The organism is Eubacterium sp. LMAG:50 (assembly GCF_008680265.1).
In the GTDB taxonomy this organism is placed as follows: Bacteria; Bacillota; Clostridia; order Lachnospirales; family Lachnospiraceae; genus Eubacterium_U; species Eubacterium_U album.
Map to the genome: position 1 here is coordinate 155,879 of NZ_NALP01000005.1, position 19,625 is coordinate 175,503.

17 protein-coding genes are annotated in these 19,625 nt (G+C 33.8%); 16 read left to right on the forward strand and 1 reads right to left on the reverse strand.

The genetic code is table 11. The features are described 5' to 3' along the window. Positions 1 to 27 precede the first annotated feature (27 nt). Both CCC31_RS02125 and CCC31_RS02130 read left to right on the forward strand, forming a co-directional pair. The gene (locus tag CCC31_RS02125) at positions 28 to 3,780 is read left to right on the forward strand and encodes a phosphoribosylformylglycinamidine synthase (RefSeq protein WP_290849251.1); all 3,753 of its coding nucleotides are present in this window, start codon (positions 28 to 30) and stop codon (positions 3,778 to 3,780) included. 87 nt (positions 3,781 to 3,867) lie between these two features. Further along, positions 3,868 to 4,455 carry a DUF308 domain-containing protein gene (locus CCC31_RS02130; RefSeq protein WP_118565335.1) on the forward strand — a complete coding sequence of 196 codons (588 nt, stop codon included), beginning with the start codon at positions 3,868 to 3,870 and terminating at the stop codon, positions 4,453 to 4,455. A gap of 162 nt (positions 4,456 to 4,617) precedes the next feature. On the opposite strand, the gene CCC31_RS02135 is transcribed toward CCC31_RS02130, so the two are convergent. After that, positions 4,618 to 5,505 carry a DegV family protein gene (locus tag CCC31_RS02135; RefSeq protein WP_290849253.1) on the reverse strand — a complete coding sequence of 296 codons (888 nt, stop codon included), beginning with the start codon at positions 5,503 to 5,505 and terminating at the stop codon, positions 4,618 to 4,620. Between the two features lie 248 nt (positions 5,506 to 5,753). On the opposite strand from CCC31_RS02135, the gene CCC31_RS02140 reads away from it, so the two are divergent. From CCC31_RS02140 to CCC31_RS02205, 14 genes are all read left to right on the forward strand, one after another. Beyond that, entirely contained in the window at positions 5,754 to 7,040 is a 1,287-nt protein-coding gene (locus tag CCC31_RS02140) for a dihydroorotase (protein ID WP_118565333.1), read from the forward strand. A 35-nt stretch (positions 7,041 to 7,075) separates the two neighbouring features. Then, positions 7,076 to 7,993, forward strand: coding sequence for an orotidine-5'-phosphate decarboxylase (pyrF, locus tag CCC31_RS02145; RefSeq protein WP_022089770.1), 918 nt, complete (start codon positions 7,076 to 7,078; stop codon positions 7,991 to 7,993). A gap of 110 nt (positions 7,994 to 8,103) precedes the next feature. Continuing rightward, on the forward strand, positions 8,104 to 8,874 hold the full coding sequence (locus tag CCC31_RS02150) for a dihydroorotate dehydrogenase electron transfer subunit (RefSeq protein WP_117908767.1): 771 nt from the start codon (positions 8,104 to 8,106) through the stop codon (positions 8,872 to 8,874). Continuing rightward, entirely contained in the window at positions 8,874 to 9,776 is a 903-nt protein-coding gene (locus tag CCC31_RS02155; RefSeq protein WP_117908769.1) for a dihydroorotate dehydrogenase, read from the forward strand. Before CCC31_RS02150 ends, CCC31_RS02155 begins: the two co-directional genes overlap by 1 nt. A gap of 106 nt (positions 9,777 to 9,882) precedes the next feature. After that, positions 9,883 to 10,563, forward strand: coding sequence for an orotate phosphoribosyltransferase (pyrE, locus tag CCC31_RS02160; RefSeq protein ID WP_022089773.1), 681 nt, complete (start codon positions 9,883 to 9,885; stop codon positions 10,561 to 10,563). Between the two features lie 18 nt (positions 10,564 to 10,581). After that, on the forward strand, positions 10,582 to 11,040 hold the full coding sequence (locus tag CCC31_RS02165) for a VanZ family protein (RefSeq protein WP_022089774.1): 459 nt from the start codon (positions 10,582 to 10,584) through the stop codon (positions 11,038 to 11,040). An 8-nt stretch (positions 11,041 to 11,048) separates the two neighbouring features. Then, a complete protein-coding gene (locus CCC31_RS02170; RefSeq protein WP_022089775.1) occupies positions 11,049 to 11,375 on the forward strand; it encodes a hypothetical protein in 327 nt (108 codons plus the stop codon). 136 nt (positions 11,376 to 11,511) lie between these two features. Next, on the forward strand, positions 11,512 to 12,129 hold the full coding sequence (locus CCC31_RS02175) for an HD domain-containing protein (protein WP_347497651.1): 618 nt from the start codon (positions 11,512 to 11,514) through the stop codon (positions 12,127 to 12,129). A 17-nt stretch (positions 12,130 to 12,146) separates the two neighbouring features. Continuing rightward, positions 12,147 to 14,147: an aminopeptidase gene (locus tag CCC31_RS02180; RefSeq protein ID WP_290849256.1), complete on the forward strand. Its 2,001-nt coding sequence runs from the start codon at positions 12,147 to 12,149 to the stop codon at positions 14,145 to 14,147. Positions 14,148 to 14,351: 204 nt separating this feature from the next. Further along, positions 14,352 to 14,852, forward strand: a complete 501-nt coding sequence (gene purE / locus CCC31_RS02185; RefSeq protein ID WP_022089778.1) for a 5-(carboxyamino)imidazole ribonucleotide mutase — start codon at positions 14,352 to 14,354, stop codon at positions 14,850 to 14,852. 156 nt (positions 14,853 to 15,008) lie between these two features. Next, positions 15,009 to 16,034, forward strand: coding sequence for a phosphoribosylformylglycinamidine cyclo-ligase (gene purM / locus CCC31_RS02190; RefSeq protein ID WP_117908777.1), 1,026 nt, complete (start codon positions 15,009 to 15,011; stop codon positions 16,032 to 16,034). Then, positions 16,028 to 16,651, forward strand: a complete 624-nt coding sequence (purN, locus tag CCC31_RS02195) for a phosphoribosylglycinamide formyltransferase (protein WP_117908779.1) — start codon at positions 16,028 to 16,030, stop codon at positions 16,649 to 16,651. Before purM ends, purN begins: the two co-directional genes overlap by 7 nt. A 19-nt stretch (positions 16,652 to 16,670) precedes the next feature. Then, entirely contained in the window at positions 16,671 to 17,945 is a 1,275-nt protein-coding gene (purD, locus tag CCC31_RS02200) for a phosphoribosylamine--glycine ligase (protein WP_290849259.1), read from the forward strand. A 117-nt stretch (positions 17,946 to 18,062) separates the two neighbouring features. Then, positions 18,063 to 19,544 (forward strand): cadherin-like beta sandwich domain-containing protein, encoded by a 1,482-nt coding sequence (locus tag CCC31_RS02205; protein ID WP_290849261.1) that lies wholly within the window; start codon positions 18,063 to 18,065, stop codon positions 19,542 to 19,544. Positions 19,545 to 19,625: the final 81 nt, after the last annotated feature.

Below are 19,625 nucleotides of genomic sequence, written 5' to 3' on the forward strand. Positions count from 1 at the left end.
AATAAAACTACTATTCAGGAGGAACTCATGAGCAAGGTAAAGAGAGTTTATGTGGAAAAGAAACAGCCATATGCTGTTAAAGCCAAGGAACTTACAGAGGATATCAAGGGTTATTTAGGAATCAACACATTGGATGCCGTAAGAGTTTTAGTAAGATATGATGTTGAGAATTTATCTGAAGACACTTATAAGAAAGCATTAACAACAGTATTTTCTGAACCACCGGTTGATAATGTTTATGAAGAAAATTTTCCGTTTAACGAAACAGACAGAATTTTTAGCGTGGAATATTTGCCGGGACAGTTTGATCAGAGAGCTGATTCTGCAGAACAGTGTGTTAAGTTTTTAAATGAAGACGAGAAGCCTGTAATTAAAAGTGCAACAACATATGTTTTAGAAGGACATATGAGCGATGAACAGTTTGAACAGGTTAAGTCATATTGTATTAACCCTGTAGATTCAAGAGAAACAGGTTTAGAAAAACCTGAAACACTTGTAACAGAATTTGAAGAACCTGCAGACGTTATTATATTCGATGGCTTTAAGGATATGGAGGAAGCACCACTTAAAGAATTATATGATTCTTTAGGACTTGCTATGACATTTAAAGATTTTCTTCACATTCAGAATTATTACAAGAATGAAGAAGACAGAGATCCTTCAATAACAGAAATAAGAGTATTAGATACATATTGGTCAGATCATTGCCGTCATACAACATTTAATACAGAACTTACAGATGTTACATTTGATGATGGATATTTTAATAGTCCACTTGTTAAGACATACGAAGAGTATATGGAAACAAGAGAAAGTGTTTTCAAGGGTAGAAAGGACAAGTTTGTCTGCTTTATGGATTTAGCACTTATGGCTATGCGTAAGTTAAAGATGGAAGGTAAATTAGACGACCAGGAAGAATCAGATGAAATAAATGCATGTAGTATTGTTGTGCCTGTAGAAGTTGACGGCAAGGAAGAAGAATGGCTTGTTAACTTTAAGAATGAAACACACAACCATCCTACAGAAATTGAACCATTTGGTGGCGCTGCAACATGTTTAGGTGGAGCAATCAGAGATCCATTGTCAGGACGTACATATGTATATCAGGCAATGCGTGTAACAGGTGCAGCTGATCCAACTAAGTCAATGAGCGAAACTTTAAAGGGTAAATTACCACAGAAGAAGATTGTTCAGGGAGCAGCTAATGGCTATAGTTCATATGGTAACCAGATTGGTCTTGCAACAGGATATGTTAAGGAAATTTATCATCCTGATTATGTTGCTAAGAGAATGGAAATCGGTGCGGTTATGGGAGCAGCTCCTAGACGTGCAGTACAGAGATTAAATTCTGACCCGGGTGACATTATCATCTTATTAGGTGGTAGAACAGGAAGAGACGGTTGTGGTGGAGCAACAGGTTCTTCAAAGATTCATACAGAACAGTCAATTGAAAGCTGTGGAGCAGAAGTTCAGAAGGGTAATGCACCTACAGAACGTAAATTACAGAGATTGTTCAGACGTGAAGAAGTAAGTTATTTAATTAAGAAATGTAATGACTTTGGTGCAGGTGGTGTATCTGTTGCTATAGGTGAATTAGCAGACGGATTACATGTAAACCTCGATAAAGTAACTAAGAAATATGCAGGTCTTGATGGTACGGAAATTGCAATTTCAGAATCACAGGAAAGAATGGCAGTTGTTGTAGATCCTAAAGATGTAGAACAGTTCTTAAAATATGCTAACGAAGAAAATCTTGAAGCAACAGAAGTAGCATATGTAACAGAAGAACCTAGACTTGTATTAGAATGGAGAGGAAAAGAGATAGTTAATATTTCAAGAGCATTCCTCGATACAAACGGAGCTCATCAGGAAACAACAGTAGAAGTTGAAATGCCGGATGAAGATAAGAACTTCTTCAAGAAACCTCAGGTTGATGATGTTAAGGAAAAATGGTTAGAAACATTATCAGATTTAAATGAGTGTTCACAGAAGGGATTAGTAGAAAAATTTGACGGCTCAATTGGAGCAGGTTCAGTATTTATGCCATTTGGTGGTAAATATCAGTTAACAGAAACTCAGACAATGGTAGCTAAGCTTCCTGTACTTAAAGGTAAATGCGATACAGTAACAATTATGAGTTACGGATTTGATCCATATCTTTCAAGTTGGAGCCCATACCATGGTGCAATTTATGCAGTAGTAGATTCTGTAGCTAAGGTAGTTGCAACAGGTGGTGATTATAAGAAGATTAGATTTACATTCCAGGAATACTTCAGAAGAATGACAGAAGATCCAAAGCGTTGGAGCCAGCCATTTGCAGCACTTCTTGGTGCATATGACGCTCAGATGGGATTTGGTCTTCCATCAATCGGTGGTAAGGATAGTATGTCAGGTACATTTAATGATATTGATGTTCCTCCAACACTTGTTTCATTTGCGGTAGATGTTGCAAAAGAAAAAGATATTATTACACCCGAATTTAAAGAAGTTGGAAGTAAGATTGTTAAATTTGAAATATGCAGAGACCAGTACGAAAAGCCAAATTACGAATGTATGATGAAGTTATATGATGCAATTCATGAAATGATTCAGAATGGAACTATAATTTCAGCATATGCATTAGATAGTAAAGGTGTTATTCCAGCAGTAAGTAAGATGGCATTTGGTAATAAGATTGGTGTTTCTGTCAGCGGACAGATTCCTGGAGCAGATTTATTTGCACCTGGATATGGTGATATAATTGCAGAAATACCTGCTGATAAGATTGATGATGTAAATGTAAGTTATGTATTAATCGGTGAAACAACAGATGATGCTACACTTAAATATGGAGAAGAATCAATTTTATTAGATGATGCAATTAAGACATGGGAAAAACCACTTGAAAAAGTATTCCCAACAAGAAGTCATAAAGACACATCAGTTATCGATACTCCTGTATACGATAAAGGAAGTGTTTATGTATGCAAGAATAAGATTGCTAAACCTACAGTATTTATTCCTGTATTCCCAGGAACTAACTGTGAATATGACAGTGCTAAGGCGTTTGAAAATGCAGGCGCAAAAGTTATTACAAAGGTATTTAAGAATCTTACACCTGAAGATATCAGAGATTCAGTAAAAATCTTTGAAGAAAGCATTAATCAGTCACAGATTATTATGTTCCCAGGTGGATTTAGTGCAGGTGATGAACCGGATGGATCAGCTAAGTTCTTTGCTACAGCATTTAGAAATGAAAAGATTAAAGAAGCTGTTCATAAACTTTTAAATGAAAGAGATGGATTAGCACTTGGTATATGTAATGGTTTCCAGGCTTTAATTAAGTTAGGATTAGTTCCAAATGGACAGATTACAGGACAGAATGAAAATTCACCAACATTAACATACAACACAATTAACAGACATGTATCTAAGATGGTTTATACAAAGGTTGTGTCAAATAAATCACCTTGGTTACAGTTAGCAGAACTTGGTGGAACATATGTAAATCCTGCTTCACATGGTGAAGGAAGATTTGTTGCACCGGAGGCATGTATTAAAGAATTATTTGCTAACGGTCAGGTTGCTACTCAGTATGTAAATGAACAGGGACAGCCTACGATGGATGAAGAATGGAATGTAAATGGTTCATATTATGCAATTGAAGGTATTACATCTCCGGACGGACGATGCTTAGGAAAGATGGCTCATATCGAAAGAAAAGGAAACTCAGTAGCTATGAATATTTATGGCGAACAGGATCTTAAGGTATTTGAAGCCGGAGTTAAGTATTTTAAATAATAAAAACACTTATATTGTAAATAATAAAAATAAACAAAATTATGGGCCCGGAGTAATCCGGGCTCATATTGAAAAGGAAGATGCGATATGAATTATTTGAAAAGTCTTAAATGGGAAATGGTAATTTATGCTTTGTTATGTATATTAATGGGCATTTTGATGATGATTTATCCAAGTAGCATATTGAATACAATTTGTTATATAATAGCGGTTATATTTTTACTTTTAGCAATAAGATATTTACTTGAATATAGAAAAAGAGATTTGATAAATGATTTTTATAAATATGAACTTGTAGTTGGAATTATTTTTATAGTTGCTGCAATATTTGTTCTTGTAAAAAAAGATTTTGTTATATCAATCATTCCGTTTATAGTTGGAATAATTATAGTGATAAGTGGAATTATGAAAATTGAAAATGCTTTGGATTTGAAAAGAATGGATTCACATTGGGTATTTTTACTTATAGTGGCAATTGTTAATGTATTATTAGGAATTGTAATATTAATTAATCCTCAGAACACAGCAGTATTTGTTACAAGAATTACAGGAATAATTTTAACATACTCAGGAGTTGTAGATTTAATTACAACATTAACTGTATCAGGTAAAATTAGAAGATGGGTAGATGATAATGCAATTATAGATACAGAAAGCAGAGATATAGATGAATAAAACCAAAAGCCTCGCAAATTGCGAGGCTTTTGGTTTTATTGGCTCTTTGTAAAGAATGGGGGTAACCCAAGTTTTATTGTGCTCCTTTTGGCACATGCTTTGAATCTTTGTAAAATATGGTGAACCCCAAGTGTATAAACATTTACTTCTTGTAATATATATCTATTTTAAAGTTTCGTATTTCTGAATAATACCTACACCTATAGGATAAGGACCTGTGTGAACAGCGGTTGTCATACCGATATCAACATTAAGTTCGTCTAAGCATTTTACTCCAAGTGTGCTTTCAGCATCTTTTAAGAATTCAGCTCCTTCCTCTTTATCATATCCCCAACCAACGTTGAAGTTGTAATCATCTTTACTTAAATTGTTGTCAGTAAAGTGCTTGTTAACAGTATCCAAAACAGCTTTCTTCAACTTAGCACGACTTCTGCCGATTCCGCCTAAACCTAATTCACCGTTTTTAAGTAAGATGATAGGTTTGATTCCTAATTTACCTGTTGCAATTGAAGCAAGCTTTCCAATACGACCACCGATTCTAAGATAATCAAGAGAACCAACAGTAAAGAAAATGATTGCTGTAGGAATTAATTTGTCAATTTTTTCAACAGACTCTTCAAAACTAAGACCGTCATTTTTCATCTTTACAATTTCATTTACTAATAATGCCTGTGTAACAGTGTTTTGCTTAGAATCAAATACTGCAATCTTTGCATCAGGGTAGTCTTCCTTAATTAAATCAGCAGCTGTTCTTGCTGAATTATAAGAACCACTAAGAACAAGAGAAATTGTTAAACATATAACAGGAATATCCTGTTTAACATATTCTAAAAATGTATCCATATATTCTTCAACTGATGGAAGTGATGACTTTGGAAAAACATTTTCATTAACAAGCCTTGTGTAAAACTCATCTCTTGTTATATCAATGCTGTCTTTTAAATAATGTTCCTGGTCAAAAGAAACAGAAAAAGGAACAACTGTAATGTCATTCTTTTCAACATATTCTTTTGATAAATCACATGCGCTATCGCTAATTATTTTATACATAAAACTAAACTCCTTAAGATAAAAGAATCTTTTGTAAAAAAACATATAGTTATCAATACTAGATGAAGTATAACACTAAACTATCATACTGGCAATAGATAAAATAATAATAACATAAAATAATGCAAAATAGCTATGAACTTTATATATTTCATTTTCTTTTACTTGCCTTGAAACGAATACATTTATTTGATATACTTTTAGATGGCGTATTCTGCCTGAAAACAGGCGGCCGGAAAGAGGTATATATGACAATTCTTATTAAGAACGGAAGAGTAATTAATCCGTCTGAGAAAATGGACAAAGTATTAGATGTCTATGTTAAGGACGGAGTAATTGTTGAAAAAGGGGAAAACATCGAAAAAGAAGCTGATAAGGTGATTGATGCTAAGGGATGTTTTGTAATGCCGGGACTTATAGACTTACATGTTCATTTTAGAGACCCAGGGCTTACTTATAAAGAAGATATAATAACAGGAAGTATGGCGGCAGCTAATGGTGGATTTACATCTGTATGTTGCATGCCAAATACAAAACCTGTTACTGACAATGCAGAAGTGGTCAGATATATTATAAATAAAGGAAAAGAAGCAGGATATACAAATGTACTTCCTGTAGGTTCTGTCACAAAAGGAATGGCAGGAAAACAAATAACAGACGTATTTGAACTTAAAGAGGCAGGTGTTTGCGCAATAAGTGAAGATGGCAAATCTGTTATGGATTCTAATGTATATCGTGATGCAATGAAAAATGCAGTTAAAGCGGATGTGCCGGTATTAGCTCATTGCGAAGATATCAATTTAGTAAATGGCGGTGTAATGAATATGGGCGACAAATCAGAAGAATTTGGAGTTAAGGGTATTAGTAACGCTGTTGAAGATATAATTGTGGCAAGAGATATTTTGCTTGCAAAAGAAACAGGGGCTAAATTACATTTGTGCCATTGCTCAACAAAAGACAGTGTAACAATGGTTAAAAAAGCAAAAGAAGACGGAGTTAAAGTTACTGCAGAAGTATGTCCACATCATTTTGCCATGAGTACAGATGATATGGATAGTGCAGATGCAAATTATAAAATGAATCCTCCACTTAGAACAAGAGAGGATGTTGACGCACTTATAAAGGGACTTAGCGAAGATGTTATGGATGTAATTGCAACAGATCACGCACCACATAGTGCAGAGGAAAAAGCAAGAAGCATAACAGAAGCACCTTTTGGAATTGTAGGATTGGAAACAGCAGTACCATTAACAGTGACTCATTTGCTTAAACCAGGATTTATCACACCTATGCAGATGGCTGAAAAGATGAGCTATAATCCTGCTAAAGTATTAGGAATAGACAAAGGTTCATTGGACGAAGGAAAAGTAGCCGATATTACAATTATCAATCCGGATGAGGAATACATTATTGATGTAAATGAATTTAAGTCTAAAGGAAGAAATACTCCATTTGGAGGAACAAAAGTATCAGGAAAAGTTAAATGGACAATTTTAGGTGGAAAGATTGTTAAGGAGCCTGAAGAAGAAAGATAAGTAAATTAATATAAAGCATAAAGGAGCAGAATAGAATGATTAACAAACTTGTAAAAAAGATTAAAGAAACAAATGCACCTGTAGTTGTAGGATTAGACCCAATGTTATCTTACATACCAAAGCACATTACAGATAAGGCATATGCTGAATTTGGAGAAACACTTGAGGGTGTGTCAGAAGCACTTTGGCAGTATAATAAAGGAATTATCGATGCAACATACGATTTAATACCTGCAGTAAAACCACAGATTGCAATGTATGAACAATTTGGAATTCCGGGATTGGTTGCATTTGACAAGACTGTAAAATATGCAAAAGAAAAGGATTTAGTAGTTATTGGAGATGTTAAAAGAGGAGACATCGGTTCAACTTCTGCCGCTTATGCAACAGGACATCTTGGAAAAGTTAAGGTTGGCAATAATACATATTCATTATTTGATGAAGATTTTGCTACAGTAAATCCTTATCTTGGAACAGATGGTATTAAGCCGTTTGTGGATGTATGTAAAGAAGAAAAGAAAGGTTTATTCATTTTAGTTAAAACATCAAATCCATCAAGTGGAGAATTTCAGGATAGAATGATTGATGGAAGACCACTTTACGAATGGGTTGGTGAACAGGTTGCTAAATGGGGCGAAGACATAATGGGAGATGACTACAGTTATGTTGGAGCTGTTGTAGGAGCAACATATCCTGAAATGGGAAAAGTTCTTAGAAAGGTTATGCCAAAGAGTTACATTCTTGTACCGGGATATGGTGCACAGGGTGGAACAGCAGACGGATTAAAACCATACTTTAATGAAGATGGATTAGGAGCAATTGTAAATTCTTCAAGAGGTATAATTTGTGCATACAAGCAGGATAAATATGCTAAATTTGGAGAAGCAAATTACGCAGATGCTTCACGTCAGGCTGTTGTTGATATGATTGAAGATATTAATTCAATTTTCTAAAATAGCTTATAATTAAAAGAGTAGTGGAATTGTATAATGCAAAAATGCATACCGGATTTCTACTCTCAAATTAAAATATACAAACACAATCTAAGAAAGGTGCTGTTTAGATGAAACATAAAGAAATCGCAAAAGTAATTTCACAGGAATCCATAGCAACAGGAGTTTACAGTATGTGGATTCAGACAAAAGATATTGCAGCAAAAGCTGTAGCAGGACAGTTTATATCTGTTTATTGTAAAGATGGAGCAAAGCTTTTACCTAGACCAATCAGTATTTGTGAAGTTAATAAAGAAGAAGGAACTTTAAGAATCGTATATAGAGTAGTAGGTGGAGGAACCACCGAAATGTCCGGATATGTGTCAGGTGATGATATTGACATTTTAGGACCACTTGGAAATGGATTTATGCAAAGAGAAGGCAAAAAAGCGATTCTTATCGGAGGAGGTATAGGTATACCTCCAATGGTTCAGTTAGGAAAAGAATTAAAAGAAATCGCAGAAGTTCAGACAGTTGCAGGATATAGAGATGAATTGTTTCTGATTGACGAACTTGAAAAAAATGGTGATGTTTATATTGCTACAGAAGATGGAAGCACAGGAACGAAAGGAACAGTTATAGATGCGATTAAAGCATGTGCTGTAACAGGCGATGTAATTTATGCGTGTGGACCAACACCAATGCTTAGAGCGATAAAAGAATATGCTTTGGCAAATGACATTGAGTGCCAGATTTCATTAGAAGAAAAGATGGCATGCGGAATTGGTGCATGTCTTGGATGTGTATGCAAGTCAAAAGAAAAAGACCATCATACAAATGTAAATAATAAACGAATTTGCAAAGACGGTCCCGTATTTTTAGCACAGGAGGTTGAATTATAATGAATACAAAGGTTAATATTGCAGGCGTTGAATTCAAAAATCCTGTTATGGAAGCATCAGGAACATTTGGTTCAGGAGCTGAATACAGCGAATTTGTAGATTTAAATAAATTAGGAGCAGTAGTTACGAAGGGTGTGGCCAATGTACCATGGCCGGGAAATCCTACACCTAGAATTGCAGAAACTTATGGTGGAATGCTAAATGCAATCGGTTTACAGAATCCGGGATTTGATTTATTTGCAAAAAGAGATATCCCATTTCTTAAACAGTTTGATACAAAGATTATTGTAAATGTGTGTGGCCATTCTACAGAAGAATATATTGATGTTGTAGAAAAGCTTGGAAACGAGCCTGTAGATATGCTGGAAATCAATATTTCATGTCCTAATGTAAAGGAAGGCGGAATAGCTTTTGGACAGGACCCTAAGGCAGTAGAAGCAATCACTAAAGAAGTTAAAAAAGTTGCAAAACAGCCAATTATCATGAAATTAAGTCCAAATGTAACAGACATAACTGTTATGGCAAAGGCAGCAGAAGCAGGTGGTGCAGATGCATTATCACTTATTAATACAATTACAGGAATGAAGATAGATGTTGAACGTCAGAAATTTGCTTTGGCAAATAAGACAGGTGGTCTTTCAGGCCCTGCAATAAAACCGGTAGCAGTTCGTATGGTATATCAGGTTGCAAATGCCGTAAATATTCCTATAATCGGAATGGGTGGAATTAAAGATGCAAATGATGCGATGGAGTTTATATTAGCCGGTGCAACAGCAGTTTCAATAGGAACAGCAAATTTTACAAATCCATTAGTAACAGAAGAAGTTGTTGCAGGAATTGAAGACTATATGAGAAGACACAATGTTGAAGATATTAATTCATTAATTGGATTAGTAAAATAATAGAGGAGGAAACAAAATGAACGAAGTTCATTTTCTATAAATGTTTCCGACGAATAGCCGCTGACCGAAGGGAGGGGGCAATACAGATTGGTAAAGGAGAAACAAAATGGAAGCGTACAAGCAGGAATTTATTGATTTTATGGTAGAAAGTGATGTTTTAAAATTTGGAGAATTCACATTAAAGAGTGGAAGAAAATCACCATTTTTTATGAACGCAGGAGGATATGTAACAGGTTCACAGCTTAAAAAGTTAGGAGAATATTATGCAAAGGCAATCCATGATACATATGGAGATGATTTTGACGTATTATTCGGACCTGCATATAAGGGAATCCCTATCAGTGTTGTAACAGCTATTGCATATAGCGAATTATATGGAAAAGATGTACGTTACTGTTCAGACCGTAAGGAAGAAAAAGACCATGGTGCTGACAAGGGAAGTTTTCTTGGAAGTAAGTTAAAAGATGGTGATAGAGTTGTCATGATTGAAGACGTAACAACATCAGGAAAATCAATGGAAGAAACAGTACCAAAGGTAAGAAATGCTGCTGATGTTGAAATCGTAGGATTAATGGTTTCATTAAATAGAATGGAAGTTGGAAAGGGTGGCGAAAAATGTGCCCTTGATGAAATTAAAGAATTATACGGATTTGATGCAAATGCAATAGTAACAATGGAAGAAGTTGTTGAACATTTGTATAATAAAGAATGCAATGGAAAAGTAGTAATTACAGATGAGATTAAGGCAGCGATTGACGAATACTATGACAAATATGGAGTAAAATAGTCGGGAGATTTTAAAGTAGTGACAAAGACTCAAAAAAGGATACGGCTTTGGGGTCGTATCCTGTTTATATTGTATTTATTATGTGCTTTGTATGTAATGTTTTTCTCTGAAAGTTTAGATAGAGAGCTGGTTAGTGATACATACAGATATAATTTAACATTATTTAAAGAAATTAAGCGCTTTTGGAATATGCGCTACACATATGGCTGGAATGTTACACTTATAAATCTGGTAGGAAATGTAGTATGTTTTCTGCCGTTTGGATTTTTGCTACCAACCATATCAAGAAAACCAATATTTAAAAATATAATAACAGTTACAATTTGGGCAATGCTGCTTAGTTTTGGAATAGAGACAGCACAGTTGCTGACAAAAGTAGGTGCTTTTGATGTTGATGACATTTTCCTTAATACATTAGGCGGATGTTTAGGATATATAATATTCAGATTAACAAAACTTCACAAACATGTTATGTAGGAGAAACAATGGCGAAAAGAAATAAAAAAGACAAAAAACAAAGAATAGCATTAAGCAGTTATACAAAGGGCGGAAGAATATCTTCGCTTATAGCACTTGAAGCTTTTATATTATTTGTTTTAACAGTTGCGTTATGCATAGTGCAGAATGGAAACGCAGGTATATATGTAGGAATTTTGGCATGGGCTATATTTGGACTTGCGCTTGCCGGATTTGTAATAGGTTTAAAAAGTTATCAGGAAGAAACAAAGTTTTTAAAATACACATATATAGGAACAATTTCTAATGCAGTAATATGGATTGGAATTTTGTGCGTATTTTTAATATATGTATGATGCCAGGGTGAAATTGTGGGAGTGCGTAGCGCGAAACAATAAAAATGATTTAGTATTTTACTTAAAAAAAATGATTTAGTATTTTACTTAAAAAAAATGATTTAGTATTTTACTAAAAAATATAAGAAAGGATGCTTTGCACAGCAGTAATGGTAAGACAATGTCGGATAAAGAAAGATTTGAAAAGCAGATGGAATTTATCAGAGAAGTAGATAAATCAAAAGAAATTTTTAGACAATCATATGTGACAAGTGGCAGTAGACATGAAAATGATGCTGAGCATGCATGGCATCTGGCTATGATGGCAATGATAATGAATGAGTATGCAAATGAAAAAGTAGATTTGCTTAGAGTTATAGAGATGGTACTTGTACATGACCTTGTTGAAATAGATGCAGGTGATACATATGCATATGATAATAAGGGAAATGAAACAAAGAGAGAGAGGGAGTTAGTTGCCGCAGACAGAATTTTTAATATACTTCCAAATGACCAGGCAAAAATGATTAGAGGACTCTGGGATGAATTTGAAGCCGGAGAAACAAAAGAAGCAAAATTTGCAATAACATTAGACAAAACTCAGCCAATAATGTTAAATGATGCTACTGACGGAAGGGCATGGATGGAGCATGGTGTAAAAAAAGAACAGATTATGGCTAGAAACAAAAAAACACCGGATGGTTCCGTCAAAATATGGGATTATTTTGAAAATATAATTAATAAAAATGTAGAAAAAGGCAGAATTAAAGAATAGCCTTTAGGAGTAAATCTATGATTAAAGAAAGATATGATATTGCTATAGAAAGAATAAAAGAAATAATTACTGAAGATACAGTAGAAGAAAAATTTCTACCTTATTTTGTTGCAGCAGCACAGTTTATACTTAAAATAGATAATTTACTTGGGCTAATAGAAAGCAAAAAGATTGAAGAGTTGACTTTAGAACAGTTGACATTCCTTAATAAAGATTTATATGAAGATGAAACGGAAATTGTATATGGAAAATGCTTCGCAAATCCTAAATTTGCAGTAGAAAAATTAGGAGAAGAATACGGACAGTTATTATGTTATGTATTTACGACAAACAGAAATATGATTTCTAATGCATTTCAGGGCAAATTAGAAGAAATAACATTGAGAATGGAATTGTTTATAGAAATATATAATCAATTTGAAGATAGAGAAAATCTTACAAAGAAATCAATTCACGATATGATTTATTCTTTTGAAAAAGATAATTCAGAAATTTTTATGACTAACAGAATAGATGAAATAATAAATCCTGAAAATGATTTTGCAGTTAAGATTGTAATGGAAAGTGATTTAGAAGATTTAAGATATTTATACAAATATGGTGAAAGTATTAGTGAAAACGAAATAGAAACAGCAAAATTTTTAAATACACTTTCACAGGAAAAAATAGATAAAATTGCAAGTGTTTATACGGAAGGATACAGACTTGGATTTATAAACACAGGAAAAGATTTATCTATTAAAAGTGCAGTAGATATAAGATATTATATTGGATTTGAAAGAATAATCCGTGCTGCCATAAAGCAGTTTGAAAATATGGGATTAAAACCGGTTATTTATAAAGGAGGATATGAATCTACCAAGATAAATAAACAGTATTGGTTTGACCATAAGTTTGATGATGCATTATTCTTTGACAAAGGTTATGTACAAAGAAAGTTAGAGGTTGCAACTACAGCATTTGAAAATAGAAAGAAAACAGCAGCACTTATGGCAGGACCGGCGGTTATAGAAGTATTTGGAGAAAATCCATTTGAGCCGGAAAATAAAAAAGAAGCTTTACAGTTAAGCAAGGAGCAACAGAAATTAAAAGTTGAATATGCAAGAGAATATACTCAGATAGTTCAAAAATATATTAAGGGCGATGAGAGAAGCTTTACGATTATTGCGTTTCCACTTCCTGAAATTGGAATGGATTATGAAGAATTATTCGAAGAAACAGTTAAAATTAACTGTTTAGATCAGGATAAATATCGCAAGGTACAGCAGAGTATAATAGATGCCCTTGATAAGGCAGATTTTGTAAGGGTCGAAGGAAAAGGAAGCAATAAGACATACATTACGGTTAATATGCATGAATTGAAAAATCCTGAAAAAGAAACTAATTTTGAAAACTGTCTGGCAGATGTAAACATTCCATTAGGAGAAGTGTTTACTTCGCCAAAACTTACAGGAACTAACGGAGTGTTACATGTGAGTCAGGTATATTTAAATGAATTAAAATACAATGATTTGGAAATTACATTTGAAAATGGATGCATAAAAGACTATACATGTAAGAATTTCGATACTGAAGAAGAAAATAAAAAGTATATAAAAGAAAATGTTATGTTTAATCATGACACTTTACCTATAGGGGAATTTGCCATAGGAACAAATACAACAGCTTATGTTATGGCAAATAAATACGATATAGTATATAAACTTCCAATTTTAATAGTGGAAAAAATGGGACCTCATTTTGCAGTAGGTGATACATGTTACAGTTGGGAAGAAGATGTTAAGACATTTAATCCTGATGGAAAAGAAATTGTAGCAAAGGAAAATGAAATCTCAGCTTTAAGAAATGAAGATTTGTCAAAAGCATATTTCAGTTGTCATACAGATATAACGATACCTTATGATGAACTTGGAGAAATTACAGCCGTAACTAAAAATGGTGAAGAAATTGTCATTATAAAGGATGGAAGATTTGTTCTTCCGGGAACAGAACTTTTAAATGAAGCTTTTGATAAATAAAATAAACATAAAAATGTAAATAAATGTAATAAAATTGTTAATTTAGTACCCCATTTATTGACGTAATAAGTCTTAACAGTTACAATGTAAGTGTTTTTATGATTTAAGAAGCCAGGGGAGGATTGTGTGAGTGCGTAGCACGGAACAATCCGTAGGCATCAAAGTTTAATACAATACTATAAGAAATTATGAAGGAGAAGAGCAATGGCAAAAGTAGCAATTGTAATGGGCAGCGATTCAGATCTGCCGGTAATGAGCAAAGCAGCAGATTTTCTTGAAGAGATAGGAATTGATTATGAAATGACAATCATCTCAGCACACAGAGAGCCGGACATCTTTTTTGAATGGGCTAAGGGCGCAGAAGAAAGAGGAGTAAAAGTTATTATTGCAGGAGCTGGTAAGGCAGCTCATCTTCCGGGCATGTGCGCAGCTTTATTCCCTATGCCGGTAATAGGTATACCAATGAAAACATCAGATTTAGGCGGAGTAGATTCATTATACTCAATCGTTCAGATGCCATCAGGTATTCCGGTTGCAACAGTTGCTATTAATGGTGGACAGAATGCAGGTATTCTTGCAGCAAAGATTCTTGCAACATCTGATGCACAGTTGCTTGAAAAGTTAAAAGCATATACAGAAAAAATGAAAAAAGACGTTGTAGCAAAAGATACAAAGTTGAAAAAAGTAGGATATAAAAACTACTAAAATTATATTAAAAAACGTAACGGTATTATATTTTCATATAATCGGTACTAAATTTTAATATGAAAAATAAAAAACATATTTATTATAATTTGTTTTTGCATTATATGATTAAAAATGATTTAAGAAACCATTTGAAAGTAAGAGGAGAAAAGAATTATGGATTACAAGAAGGCAGGCGTTGATATCGAAGCAGGTTACAAGTCAGTTGAACTTATGAAAGAGCATGTAAAAGGAACTATGAGACCTGAAGTTTTAGGAGGTCTTGGAGGATTTGCCGGAGCTTTCAGTTTAGATTCTATTAAGAAAATGGAAGACCCTGTTTTATTATCAGGAACTGATGGATGTGGAACAAAAGTACAGTTAGCTTATATTATGGATAAACATGATACAATCGGTATTGACTGTGTTGCAATGTGTGTAAATGATATTGCATGTTCAGGTGGAGAACCACTTTTCTTCCTTGATTATATCGCATGTGGAAAGAACTATCCTGAAAAGATTGCTACAATCGTAAGTGGTGTCGCAGAAGGATGTAAACAGTCAGGAGCAGCATTAGTTGGTGGTGAAACAGCAGAACATCCGGGACTTATGCCTGAAAATGAATACGATTTAGCAGGATTTGCAGTAGGTGTAGTAGATAAAAAAGATTTAATTACAGGAGAAAATATTAAACCGGGAGATGCGTTAATTGGTATCGCATCATCAGGTGTACATAGTAACGGATTTTCTTTAGTAAGAAAAGTATTTGAAATGTCAGAAGAATCACTTAATACATATTATGATGAATTAGGAAAGACATTAGGAGAAGCTTTACTTGCACCAACAAGAATTTATGTTAAAGCATTAAAGAATGTTAAAGATGCAGGAGTAACAATTAAGGGATGCAGTCATATTACAGGTGGTGGATTCTATGAAAATATTCCAAGAATGCTTCCTGATGGAGTAAAGGCAGTTGTAAAGAAAGACAGCTATGAAGTACCTGCAATTTTTAAACTCCTTGCTAAGACAGGAGATATTGCAGAAGAAATGATGTACAACACATACAACATGGGTATCGGTATGGTATTAGCAGTTGACCCTGCAGATGTAGAAAAGACAATGAAAGCATTAGAAGCTGCCGGAGAAACATGCTATGAAATCGGAAAGATTGAGGCAGGAGAAAAAGGAGCTGAATTATGCTAAGAGTTGGGGTTTTAGTTTCAGGCGGAGGAACAAACCTTCAGGCAATCATTGATGGAATTAAGAATAAAGTAATTACAAATACAGAAATCGAAGTAGTAATAAGCAATAAGAAAGATGCATATGCGCTTGTAAGAGCAAAGGAAAATGGAATTAATGCAGAATGTATTTCACCTAAAGATTTTGCTGAAAGAAAAGATTTTAATCAGGCGTTAATTGATACTTTAGATAAGTATAAATTAGATTTAATCGTTCTCGCCGGATTTTTGGTTGTATTACCTCCTGAAATGATTTCAAAATACAGAAATAAAATTATAAACATACATCCATCTCTTATTCCATCATTCTGTGGAAATGGTTTTTATGGATTAAAGGTTCATGAAAAAGCATTAGAAAGAGGTGTTAAGGTAACAGGAGCTACAGTTCATTTTGTAGATGAAGGAACAGATACAGGTCCTATAATTTATCAGAAGGCGGTAGACATTTTACCGGGAGATACACCTGAAGTGCTTCAGAAAAGAGTTATGGAACAGGCTGAATGGAAGATTATGCCACAGGCGATTAATGATATTGCCAATGGTAAAATCAAAGTTGTAGACAATAAAGTAATATATCAGTAGACAATATAAGGAGAAGACAATGAAAGTATTAATTGTTGGAAGCGGTGGAAGAGAACATGCCATTGCAAATGCAGTAGCAAAGAGTTCAAAAGTTGATAAGATTTATTGTGCGCCCGGCAACGCAGGAATTGCAGAATATGCAGAATGTGTAAATATCGGTGCAATGGAATTTGATAAGTTAGTTTCATTTGCAAAAGAAAAAGAAATTGACTTAACTGTAATTGGTATGGATGATCCGTTAGTAGGCGGTGTTGTAGATGCTTTTGAAGCAGAAGGGTTAAGAGTATTTGGACCAAATAAGGCAGCAGCTATTTTAGAGGGATCAAAAGCGTTTTCTAAAGACTTAATGAAGAAATACAATATTCCAACAGCAGGATATGAAAATTTTGATTCTCCTGAAAAAGCATTAGAATATTTGGAAACTTCAAAATATCCAATTGTATTAAAGGCAGATGGACTTGCTTTAGGAAAAGGTGTATTAATTTGCAATACAAAAGAAGAAGCAATTGAAGGCGTAAAGAGCATAATGCTTGATAAGAAATTTGGCTCAGCCGGAAATACAATGGTTGTAGAAGAATTTATGACAGGAAGAGAAGTTTCTGTTTTATCTTTTGTTGATGGGAATACAATAAAGATAATGACAAGTGCTCAGGACCATAAGCGTGCAGGAGATGGTGACACAGGTCTTAACACAGGAGGAATGGGAACATTTTCACCAAGTCCTTTCTATACAAAAGAAGTTGATGAATTCTGTAAGAAATACATTTATCAGGCTACTGTTGACGCTATGAAAGCTGAAGGAAGAACATTTAAGGGAATTATCTTCTTTGGATTAATGATTACAGAAGACGGACCAAAGGTATTAGAGTATAATGCAAGATTTGGTGACCCGGAAGCACAGGTAGTTCTTCCAAGAATGAAAAATGACATAATTGATGTATTTGAAGCATGCATCGACGGAACACTTGATAAGATTGATTTGCAGTTTGAAGATAATGCAACTGTATGTGTAGTTCTTGCAAGTGACGGCTATCCTGTAAGTTATGAAAAGGGATTTGAAATAAAAGGATTAGATACGTTTAAGGATAAAGATGGATATTATGTATTCCATGCAGGAACAAAGTTTGATGACGATGGAAAGATTGTAACAAACGGAGGACGTGTATTAGGCGTAACTGCAAAGGGAAAAGATTTAAAAGAAGCCAGAGCGAATGCATATAAGGCAACAGAATGGATAGATTTCGATAATAAGTATATGAGACATGATATCGGAAAGGCTATCGACGAAGCTTAAAAGTAAGGGAAAGAGATGAAAAAAATATGTGAGAAAGGAAAATTGCAAATCATATAAGCCTTTGATTTGCACCTTTTAAACACAAGATGCTTGTGATTAAAGGAATGGGTACGAATAATGAGAAAAAGTAAATCATTATTATTAAGTTTAATTGTGGCTGCAGGATTAACAACATTAATGGGAGCAAATGTTTTTGCCGATTCTTCTTTAAAAGAACTGACAGTTAATGGTAAAACAGATTCAGGAGATAGCACGGTAGTAAATTTAAGCCCTTCATTTTCAGAAGATGTAACTGATTATGAAGCTACAGTAAAAAACAGTGTTAAGAAATTAGACATTAATGCCGTTGCAACTGAAAGTTCAGCAAATGTAAAAGTTTCATGGGACACATTAGATGAAGGTGACAATAAGACATATGTTGAAGTGACAGATTCAAATGGTCAGAAAACTACATACACAATTAAAACAAAAAGACTTACAACAGATGAGGAAGAAACTTATAAAGAAGATACAGAAACTAAAAAAGATAGTGGAATTAAGGTTACTGTTAACAAAACAGAATTGACTATATCTTCAAAAATTAAAAAAAGTGATATTCCTGAAGGATTTGAAGAAAGCACATTTACATATAATAAAAAAGAAGTGCCTTGCATTGTAGGTAAAGTTAAACAACTCACAGCAGTCTATATGACAAATGAGGAAGAAGGCATAGCAGGATTTTATATTTATAATGAAAAGAAGGATACTTTTTATCCGATGAGAAACATTCTTATTAAGAGTAGAATGTACACTGTAGTAAGACCGGAAAAAAGAGATTCATGCCTTAAGAATTATACAAAAAAAAGAATAACAATTTATGACCAGGAAGTTAGTGCATGGGAACTTGATTCAGAAGAAAAACTGTATCTTGTATATGCAATGAACTGGGATGGAGATATAAATCTTTATTGCTATGATGATCAGGAAAAGGTATTCCAGAGATACATAGCTACAAGTGATGTTAACACACAGCTTGAGGCAGCAAATACTGCATACGGAAAATTACAGGATAAGTATAATAGTATTGTTGACAGATATAATATCTTAGTGAAAGCGATTGCAGGATTAATTATCTTAATTGTTATTCTTATATTTGCAGTGCTAAATCTTATATTGTCAAATAAAACAAAAAAGATAAAAAAGTCAAAAGATGAAGAAACTAATAATTTTGGAATCAATGTAGAAGGTCAGGATGATGATGTTAAAGCAGATGATTCTGAAAACGAAGAAAATCCTGAGACTACAGATAGTGATGATACTACAAAAGAAACTCATGAAAAGACAGAAGAAGATGAAATAGAAGAAGCTATTTCAGAAGTAAATGAGGATTTAAAATTAGCTGTGGCAATGGAAACAGGTATATTTGACAATACAGATGAACAGAATGAAGATAATGATGCTGATAATGGAATCAATATCTTAGAAGAAACAAATGAAATCGAAGAAAATGAAAATAGTATTCTGATGGAGAATGAAAAAGATATTCAGACAGAGAGTGATAAGAAAGACAGCACAGGAAAATCAGATGATGATGATGAAGATTTTGTTTTCGTAGATTAATAACAAAATAGCAAGGATCCGGAGTGTTGCAAGATGTAGCTTTCGGGTCCTTTCTGACATATAATAAAAGTATTTTTTTAA